This window comes from Mycobacterium sp. NGS68, from assembly GCF_059812195.1.
Genome location: NZ_JCALCE010000084.1, coordinates 1 through 790, shown reverse-complemented (window position 1 = coordinate 790; position 790 = coordinate 1). Strand labels below are relative to the sequence as shown.

Here is a 790-nt window from a genome sequence, read left to right as displayed (position 1 = left end):
TGGGGCTATTGGCGCGCAGGGCGATGGCAGCGGCGCTACCGGCAATAAGGGTTATGCCGGCGGGCAGGGTGGTGCGGGTGGTCAGGGCGGTAGCGCCGGTGCGGGTGGGACCAGCGGTGATGGCGGGGATGGCGGCGTCGGCGGCAAGGGCGGGCAAGGCGGCGCGGGCGGCAGCGGCGCAAACAGCACGACCGGCGTCGGCGGCACCGGTGGCACCGGCGGCCAGGGCGGCGACGCGGGGGCAGGCGGTGCGGGCGGCGCCAAAGGCACCGGCGGCGCACACAGCGGGATCGACGGCGCAAGCGGCGCGGCCGGTACCGGCGGCAAGGGCGGCACGGGTGGGGCCGGCGGGCAGGGTGAGGCGGGCGGCGACGCGGCCGAGCAGACCGGCGCCACGGGCGGCAAGGGCTATGCCGGTGGTCAGGGCGGGGCGGGCGGTGTTGGCGGTAGCGCTGGCGCAGGCGGTACCAGCGGCGACGGCGGTGATGGCGGCGTCGGTGGCAAGGGCGGGCAAGGCGGCGCGGGCGGCAGCGGCGCAAACAGCACGACCGGCGTCGGCGGCGTCGGCGGCACCGGCGGCCAGGGCGGCGACGCAGGCGCCGGCGGTGCGGGTGGCGCCAAAGGCACCGGCGGCACGTACAACGGAATCGACGGCGCCACCGGCGCGGCCGGTATCGGCGGCAAGGGCGGCACCGGTGGTACGGGTGGCCAGGGTGCGGCGGGCGGCAACGCCGCCGAGCAAACCGGCGCCACCGGCGACAAGGGCTACGCCGGCGGGCAGGGCGGTGCG

At 79.0% G+C, this 790-nt stretch carries 1 pseudogene; it reads left to right on the top strand.

The features are described from left to right. A pseudogene (locus tag AC5Y5V_RS31360) lies at nt 1-790 on the top strand (PE family protein); the annotation flags it as partial.